The sequence below is a fragment of the Niastella sp. genome, assembly GCF_045805085.1.
Lineage (GTDB): Bacteria > Bacteroidota > Bacteroidia > Chitinophagales > Chitinophagaceae > Niastella.
Genome location: NZ_JBJMLX010000178.1, coordinates 1 through 9,711, shown reverse-complemented (window position 1 = coordinate 9,711; position 9,711 = coordinate 1). Strand labels below are relative to the sequence as shown.

At 46.9% G+C, this 9,711-nt stretch carries 2 protein-coding genes; both read right to left on the bottom strand.

Annotated features, from left to right (window positions below; genetic code table 11):
• On the bottom strand, positions 1–6,592 hold a 6,592-nt coding region (locus tag ACJ751_RS09030; protein ID WP_407745160.1), incomplete at its 3' end, for an amino acid adenylation domain-containing protein.
• Between the two features lie 30 nt (positions 6,593–6,622).
• Positions 6,623–9,711, bottom strand: a 3,089-nt coding sequence (locus ACJ751_RS09025; protein WP_407745159.1) for an amino acid adenylation domain-containing protein, incomplete at its 5' end; no start/stop codon positions are given.

Below are 9,711 nucleotides of genomic sequence, written 5' to 3'. Positions count from 1 at the left end.
TCTTTACAGGAAGGTCATGAAGGACACTGGCGGAACCGGGTTGTTCAAAAAGCCATTCGAACACCGGCACCCACCGCTTCGAATTCCTTAATGCAACTGACTTACCCTGCTCCCGGTGTCCAATCTCATCCAGTAATTTATTGAGGAAGGCATCTGCATCTATTTCCCGGACAGCGTAATCCCTCTGTGCCTCTTTTGCGGAAATATCGATATGGCTTGTATAAACGCCGGAGTATTCCTGTGGGATCACCTTCAGCAAGCCACTTACCGGTGCCAGGCTGGGCGAAACCGGTTCGTCTCCCAGAACATTATGAAGACCCGCGGTCAGCAGCACTATCTGCTTGCGGGGTAAAGAACCATTGCCATATGCTGATCTTACAATTTGTGCCAACCGGCTGGTAATAAACGCAGGGTCACCCGGTGTCGTTCTTATATAAACAATGTTGTCGTATTTAAATGCCTTTTGGGAGAGGCTGTCAAACAGTTTGTTATAATCATTATCCGAATCAGCATCCAGGATATAGCAATTATCCGGTGCTTCCTGATAGGTTGTACCGTTAACCACAAGGGCAAAGGATGTATTCGTAGAAGTTAGCTTTTCAATGAGCCGCGCACTGAACGGCTGGCCATCTGAAAAGATCAGGAAACCGGAATATGCAGGATCAACAGAGGAATTTTTCCTGATCGCAGCCAGGTTCGGAGTGGTTCGCCACCCGGGAACATACAACCATTTTGAGATATCCGGGTTTCTTTCTATTACCCGGTTATTTTCCATTTCATTAACCCGCGCAGTTTTCTGGATGGTCGCCGGAAATGGTGTCTTTTCAAATGAATAGGTAGGCAGCGGAACACGCTTCCTGTTTTCCTCTTGGTGCCAGGCTATCCAATCCGGTTGTATGTCCAGCATCCACATTTCCCCAATACCTTTTAAAAGCCATTTCATATCGTCAGTATCCTGTTTGGAATGTCTGACCATATTTATCACCGTATGTTCCTTACCGAAGGCGTCACTGGCACGGACAAAAGTGGCCAGGGCATTGCCCGGACCCAATTCAACAAGGAGAGCCGGTCCCTTCTTCAGTATGGTCTCCATGCCTTCTGCAAACCGCACTTCCCGGCGAAGATGTTGTACCCAATAAGCCGGCGTCGAGACCTCTTTATCCAAAGCCCGCTTGCCGGTATAGTTCGAAATAAATGGAATGTTGATCGGGAAAAAAGTAACTGCAGACACCACTTCTTCAAATGAGGAAAGTATTTCATCCATCATGGAAGAATGAAATGCATGGGAAGTATGCAATTCTCTATGCTCCCATCCATGCGCCTTCAATACTTCGGCGAACAGCGCAATCGATCCGGAGGGGCCGGACACCACACAATGTGCGGGACTATTTATCGCTGCCAGGGAAATACCCGAATGCTCATCAAGTAAAGGGATTAATTCCTGTTGACGGGCAGCAATAGCCAGCATTGACCCTTTGGGCATTGACTGCATCAATGCCCCTCGCGTTGTAACCAGTTTCAGGGCATCCTCCAGTGAAAATACACCGCTGAGGCAGGCCGCAACATATTCGCCTATACTATGCCCGATCATTATGTCCGGCCTGATGCCCCAATGGCTCAGCAACTTTGCCAGCGCATACTCCATGATGAAGAGCGCTGGTTGTGTATAGGCGGTACTTTTAAGTTGGTCCGCCCCATCAGGGCCCGGGAAAATAATTGCTTTTAAGTCGATACGCGCGATCCGGTTAACGATCGCGAAACATTCATCCGCAGTGTCCCGAAAATATTTTTGATTATCATATATTCCCCGATACATGTGCGCATACTGTGCGCCCTGTCCGGAGAACATAAAGACAACATCGGGCTGGTGTGCCGGCGCCATCTGCGGAACGGCATCATCAGAACGGGTGGACAATAATCCGATCGCCTCTTCCCGCGTGCTGCAAACAAACGTGTCCCGGTATTTGAATGGTTCTCTTCCTACCTGTAAGGTAAAAGCGATATCTGCCAGCGAAGCTTCTCCCGGCTTCCTGAGATAGTTCAGCAATTTTGCCCTGTTCCCTGAAAGGGCTGCAGGCGTTTTGGCTGACAGTGTAATCAATTGGTAACTGTCATGACTGATACTGTCATTTACAAGGACTTCTTCCAGGATCACGTGTGCATTGGTACCACCGATACCAAATGAACTCACACCTGCTCTTCGTGGATATTGTCCGTTCTTCCAGTAGCTGGGCTGGGTATTTACATAAAATGGACTATTTGCGAAGTCGATGTGAGGATTTGCCTTTTTAAAATGAAGGCTTGGTGGTATCAGCTTGTGTTTTAGTGATAAGACTGCTTTTATCAGTCCTGCAATACCTGCGGCTGCATCCAGATGGCCGATGTTGGACTTAACGGACCCTATTGCACAAAACTGGCGTTTATCAGTATTAAATGCTTTCATTAACCCTGCCACTTCTATCGGATCTCCCAAAAGTGTGGCCGTACCATGTGTTTCGATATAGGAAATACTTTCAGCGGAAATGCCGGCGCTTCGGATAGCGGCATCGATCACCCTGGATTGACCTTCAATGCCGGGTGCTGTAAAACCTACTTTCTGGTTCCCATCATTATTGATGGCTGTACCCTTGATGACTGCATTTATATGGTCCCCGTCACGGATTGCATCTGCATATCTTTTCAGCACAACAACACCTGCGCCATTACCGCCTACAGTTCCTGCTGCATCTTCGTCAAATGCCCTGCACCTGCCGTCGGGAGATAATATCATATCCTTCCGGTATAAATAGCCGTCATTGTCATGCATAGTAACGGAAACACCTCCTGCAGCAGCCATATCACAATTATTCGCCAGCAGATCGTTGCATGCCATGGCAACCGCTACCAGGGAAGTGGAGCAAGCCGTTGTTACATTGATGCTCGGTCCTTTCAGGTTCAATTTATAAGATACCCGGGGACACATAAAATCTTTATCCGCATAGGACATGACCTCCCATTTCTCCAGCCAGCCCTCTTTATCATTGTCATCTATATTAATATTATAACAGGGGTTGGGAGAAGCTCCTCCGTACAGCCCAATGCTGCCGGCATAATTGCCTGGTCTGTATCCGGCATCTTCAAATGCTTCCCATACGCATTCGTGAAAGATCCGCAACTGCGGATCCATATTAGCCGCTTCCGAAGGGATATAATTAAAAAATGCCGCATCGAATGCATCGTATTCTCTCAAATGGGCCTTTGCACGAACTAAGGTAGCAGGGTCTGCTTCCTTTTTATCTACGGTAATTGAATCTATTCCTGCTTTCAGATTTTCCCAGAATTCAGCAATGGTTGCTGCACCGGGGAACCTCCCGGCCATGCCAATGATGGCAATGTCCTGGTCGCGCACCGGCGACAGATCTGTATTCGTTGACACTGGTGCGGTGGACGCGGCCTGCATTACACCTGTATCAAACACGCCGGCATTTTCCTGTTGCGGCACTTTGTCTTGCGGCATTCCAGACTTAATAAAATCAGCCAGTGCAGTAATAGTAGGGTAATCGAACAGGTCAGTAAATTGCATATCCACATCGAAGGACGACTTCACTTTACTATATACACTGATCAGTTTTAAAGAATCCCCGCCGATATCAAAGAAGTTGACGTTGGTACTGATCCTGTCATGGCCCAGTACTTCCAGCCAGATCTGCAGTATGGCTGCCTCCACATCTCCGGCCACGTCCAGGTAGTCTCCGTCAGACGGTATCTGTGGCTCGGGTAGCAATTTCCTGTCTAGTTTTCCATTGGAATTAACGGGTATGCTTTCCAGTCTGACGAAGAAAGCGGGTATCATGTAGGCCGGTACTTTTTTCAACAGGTAGTCTTTTAGTACAGCCCCATTATATTCATTATCGGATAAATAATAGGCAACAATATACTTGTCTCCGTCTTTTTGCCTGACTATGACCCTTACCTGCCGTATCCCTTCGAATTCCGACAATTGCGCTTCGATCTCCTGTAGTTCGATCCGGAAGCCTCTGATCTTCACCTGGTCATCTTTTCGGCCAAGACATTCGATATATCCATTTGACAACAATCTTCCCAGATCCCCGGTCCGGTACATTTTTTCTCCCGGCTTAAAGGGATTGCCGACAAACTTTTCACTGGTCAATACGGGTTGCCCCCAATAGCCATTACCAACACCGGCCCCGGCAATACAAATTTCGCCCGTCATTTCGGTCGGCGTCAGCCTGTCATCTTCCTGCAGGATGTATATTTCCGTATTGGCGATCGGCCGGCCGATCAATATTTTTTTGTCGTCCGGTTTCATCTCCAGCACGATAGATCCCACTGTAGTCTCCGTGGGACCATATTCGTTATAGATCCGGATGTCCTTATTAATATTCCATACTATGTTCAATTGTTCTTTGGTCAACTGTTCACCACCGCAAATGATCACCCGCACATTCGTGTTGGTGATATTCAACCCCTGCAGCAGGGATATGTGAGAAGGGGTTAGCTTTATGGTATCGATCTCCGGATTTCCAAAACAATCCTTTAACAAACCGGCTATGTCTTTTCCTCCATCTCCTATAAACAGCTTTCTTCCTTTGATGAGGGGAACAAAGAGACAGGTAACGGTCAGATCGAATGAAATAGAAGTGATCAGACCGCAGTTGCCGTATTCATTCTCTCCGAAATAATATGCATTGGCCCATTGAAGATAATTGGATAGATTCCTGTGCGTGATTGCGCATCCTTTTGGCGTTCCTGTAGACCCGGATGTATAGATCACATAGGCCACATTATTGGAGGAGGCCTTGCGGGTTAGTAGTGCAGGTGATTGACGAAGGATATCCCCGGTACAATGATCCAGGTCCAGTACGGTTATTCCCTCCGCTTGTTTACTACGGGTAATAAGGACCTTTAACCCCGAGGAGTCAATAATGTTACGTACGCGATGCGGCGGATACTCCGGATCAATGGGTATATAAGCGGCGCCGGTGGCGAGTACTCCCAAGATGGAAGGTACAAGCATTTCTTCGCGCTCCAGCATGATCCCTACCCCTTCACCGGGCTTCACGCCGGCTACTGTTTCCAGGTAGGATGCCATGCGTGAAGATATCTCCTGCAATTCGCGGTAAGAGATGCTTTTTCCTCCGGTGATAATAGCCGTTTTTTCAGGCGTTCTGTCAGCCTGGTTATTGAACAGGGTCAGGACGGTCTCATCAAGAGCATATCCTGTCTTTGTTGCATTGAATTCATTCGTCAGCCAGTTTTCTTCCTCATCAGATAAAAGAGAAACCGATGCGGCTTTTCGATTGGGGTTTGACAATATCTCTTCCGTAAGCTTTACGAGTCGTTTGCCGAAGGAGGCCGCAAAATCGTCACTGATAATATTGTCCATATAAGACAATTCAAAGATCAGTTCCTCCCCGAAAAATACCGTAGCCACCAGGGGTATACCGGCGTTGCCATATACGGACTTTATCTTGATATTGAAGGTAGACAGGCTCTTTATCAACTGTTCGCCCAGGGGATAATTCTCGATGACGATCAGGCAGTCAAACAGATCATCGGAAACCTTCAACCCAAGCATGTTTTTGATGCCGGCATAAGAAGTGCTAGTCAGTTGATTCCGCACCAGCAGTTCCTCATTCAGTGCGGAGACAACTTCCAGTAAAGTTTTATCTCCGGACGCTGTTATTCTCAGGGGGATCGTATTGATGAAATTTCCCATCACCCGGTCATGCCCCCGGATAGCTGCGCTCCTGTCTGAGACCGTGGTACCGAAAACGATATCGGGCATATTACCATACTGCTGTAATAACAATCCATAGGCAGCATAAATGATTGTTGCCTTAGTAACCTTATGGGTGCTGGCAAATTCCTCCAGACGCTCTTTTGGCGCCTGAAACTCCATCCTTTTAATAGCAAATGGTTCGCTGCTGCCATGCCGTTCAGGAAATAAGGAAGTGATCTCATAATCTTTTAAATATTCCCTCCAATACCCGCTGTCTTTTTCTGCAGCTTCATTTCTTTTAACAGCCTGCCGGATTATCTTATAGGACGGTTTATCAACAATATCCACTTCCTGGTTGCTGGTGAGTTGGCTGTAAGCTGAGAAAAGCTCTTCCAGCATGATGGCAGTGCTCCATCCGTCGTATAAAATATGATGATGCGACAGGACAATAATATAGGAAGCCGGAGCAGTTCTGATGATAGCCATACGAACAGGCAGTTGGGTGAGGTCAAACCGTTCCTGCTGATCTTTATTGATAAAATCCTCTACCATCGCGGCGCTCTCCGTTCTGTCATAAGCCGAATAATCATGCACCAGGATAGCTGCCGGGCATTGCTTTAAAACGATCTGGATGGGCCGGCTCACTTCATTCCAGCGGAAAACAGATCGTAGCGATTCGTTTTTCGATTGTACTATCCGAAACGCTTCTATAAACACCTCTGTCTGAAGTGTTCCTTCAAACAAAAGGGCCAACTGAACATTATACAGATTTCCGGTCACTTCATTCAGGTGATGAAATAACATACCCTTTTGAATCATATTCAATTCGAAAATGTCCTGGACATTCTCTTTGTCTAACTGTTCATTCATAAACTAATGGAGTTCTTTATCGTTGGGACCTCACTTAAACAGTGCGTCCAATTCCTGCTGATTGATGTCGATTTCGAAATCAGATGGCGTAAAATGTAAACTGGTTTCATTTTGTAAATGAGCCAGGAGAGCATGTATCTTTTTCAGAAAGGTTTCCCTTATCCACTCTATGGTAGACTCTTTATATGCCTTCGTGTTGTATTTAATATCAACATATAGCACCTCACTTATGATCATAAGATTAAATTCGAGTTTTGCCGTTATCTTATTCCGGCTGTCTGCATCACTGCCGCTGGATTCTGTGCTATATGAAAAAAGATCGTTGTTTAATTCCCTGTCGAACTGACCGAGATAGTTGAATCTGATTGCTGTAATGGAAACATCCTGTGCTTTCGTCCTGTTCCCAGGTGCCAGGTATTTCCAGATCCCGTATCCTATACCATGCGCAGGCGTGTTACGGATCTGCTCTTTTACGGCTTTTATCAGTTCGCCCGGATTGCCTTCCGGACAGCTTAATTCTACCGGGTACATGCCGGTGAACCAGCCGATCGTCCGGGATGTGTCAACTGAATCGAGGTATCTGCCATGGTTTTCCAACTCGATGATAAACCTGGCCATACCCGTCCATTCCTTTAGCATCCCGGCGAGCGCCGCATTCAACAGGATCAGGATATCCGTATTATATGCCTGGTGCGCACCTTTCAACAGGAAACCGGTCGTTTCCTTATTCAGACTTCCTTTGACAATACCTATGTTTATCATCCGCCAATCGTGGGTCCTGAAATCCGTGGGGATGTCAAATTCACTATTTTCTATTTTACTCCAGTAAGGCTGTTCGGCCAATACGGCCGGCGTTCCTGCATATTCAACCAGCCTCTTTTCCCATTCGATGGATGAGGCCGTTTTTGATGGAAGGCGTACTGGCGCCCCTCTTTCGATGGCGTGGTAAACGGCATACAGATCCTCCAGCAGGATGCGCCATGAAATGCCGTCCATTACCAGGTGGTGAGCAGTTATCAGTAATTTTCCGAACAGGGAGGAATTTTCTTTTATAAGGGCTGCTTTAAGCAAAAGGCCATTCCTGATATCAAAGCTGCTTTTAACCCGATGACAAACTGTAACAAGGTCCTCCTCCAATTCACCAATAATAAAAGCATCGTCCAGGTGGTTGTTATTATACCAGAGCTTTCTTTTTTCAGGATCATAATTCAACCTTAGCCCATCATGATGCCTGACTATATTTTTAAAAGCCAACTGGAGCCACTCCCTGTTTATTGGCCGGTTCAGCGTTAATAGTACAGATTGATTATAGTAATCAGGGTTGTCAAAATTCCGGGTAATGAACCAGGCTTCTATCGGCAACAGGCTTCTTTCGCCCTGCACGAGTCCCTGTTCATACGTGTTGCCTTTCGCTGTCATCTTTGCATGCAAGCTTATTGATCGAATGACCTGGTAGGTTAATATATCTTTTGCACTTATTGATATACCGTACTCGGCCAGTCGAAAGGAGATCTGAACGGCCTTGATAGAATCGCCGCCCAGTTCAAAAAAATTATCATCGACATGTAAGTCAGTCAGCCCGAGGACTTCCTCCCACACGTTCAAACAAATTGCTTCTATTTCGCTAACGGGCAGCTCGTGATTACTCTTCTCTTTGCCCTCGGGTTCAGGTAACGCGTTGTAATCTATTTTTCCATTACGGGTTAAAGGGATTCGTTCGATCCGGGTAACATGTACGGGGATCATATAATAAGGCAACCTGTCTGCCAGGTAGTCCCTCAATGCGGACTCGGTTAATTTCCCGGTGCTGATATAAAAGGCAGATAAAATCTGCTTGTTTTTGGGATTGATTCTCACAGTTACAAGGGATGCCGAAATTTCAGGAAAGCCGTTCAATGCATTTTCTATCTCGGAGAGTTCGATCCGGTAGCCGTTTATTTTCACCTGCAGATCCGAACGACCGATATATTCAATGACCCCGTTCGGCAGCCATTTGGCAATGTCTCCGGTTTTGTACATTTTCTCTCCTTTCCGAAAAGGATCGGGTATGAATTTCTCTGCTGTCATGGATTCATTGAACAGGTACGCTCTTGCCAGTCCGTTACCGGCTATATATATTTCGCCATGCACGCCAGCGGGTACCGGTTGCAGGTATTTATCCAGCACATAGATTCGGGTATTGGCAGCAGGCACTCCAATAGGAACTGCGCGCTGCATTTCCAGCGGGCTGAACAGGTGGATCATACAGCCTACGGTAGCCTCGGTAGGCCCGTATTCATTATATATCGCAACATTTCCATTAAATGCGTTATATATCTCCAGGGCCAGTGCCGTCTCCAGTTTTTCACCTCCTACGATGATGGTATTTATCCTGCTGCCGGGAAGAAAGGCCGCGACCTTACTTTGCAGGAGTATTTTGAGATGGGATGGTGTCGCTTTAATTATATCGACCCTGTTGTCTGTAACAACCAGTTCGATCAACGAACCCGGCGCCTCCTCTTTATAAATAATTATACTGTTTCCTGTCACCAGGGGCAAAAAGATCGAAGTAACCGTGAGATCGAATGATATGGATGTATATAAGGGGAAATCGCCTTTCTCCTTTTTAAGATAGCTTTTCGCTGCCCAATGAATATAATTGACCAATGAACGATGTTCGATCACGACTCCTTTAGGCAGGCCGGTGGTACCGGAAGTATATATAACATAGGCAGCGTCTTGTGGATTAGCCGGCAGCTGCACTATTAACCCTGATGCATGGGTTACATCCAGCTTGTCGACATTGATGATCTCAGGCACTGCAAGCGACCCGATGCCTGAACCCTGGCCTGCTGCTACCGCAAGACCGGTAGTGCCGTCTCCTGCCAATAGGATGCTGCAGCGGCTGTTGTCGATCAGTAATTTGATCCGCCCCACTGGAAGGTCAGTCTCGATCGGCAGATAAGCGCCACCGGCTTTTAACACGGCAAGCATGGAGACGATCATCGCCGGAGATCTGAACAACAGTATTGCGACGATGCTTCCCGGACCAATCCCTTTTTGTTTAAGTATATCTGCCAGGTGGTTGGCCCGCTCCTGTAATAGCTGATAGCTGATCTTTTCAGGGCCGTCTACTATGG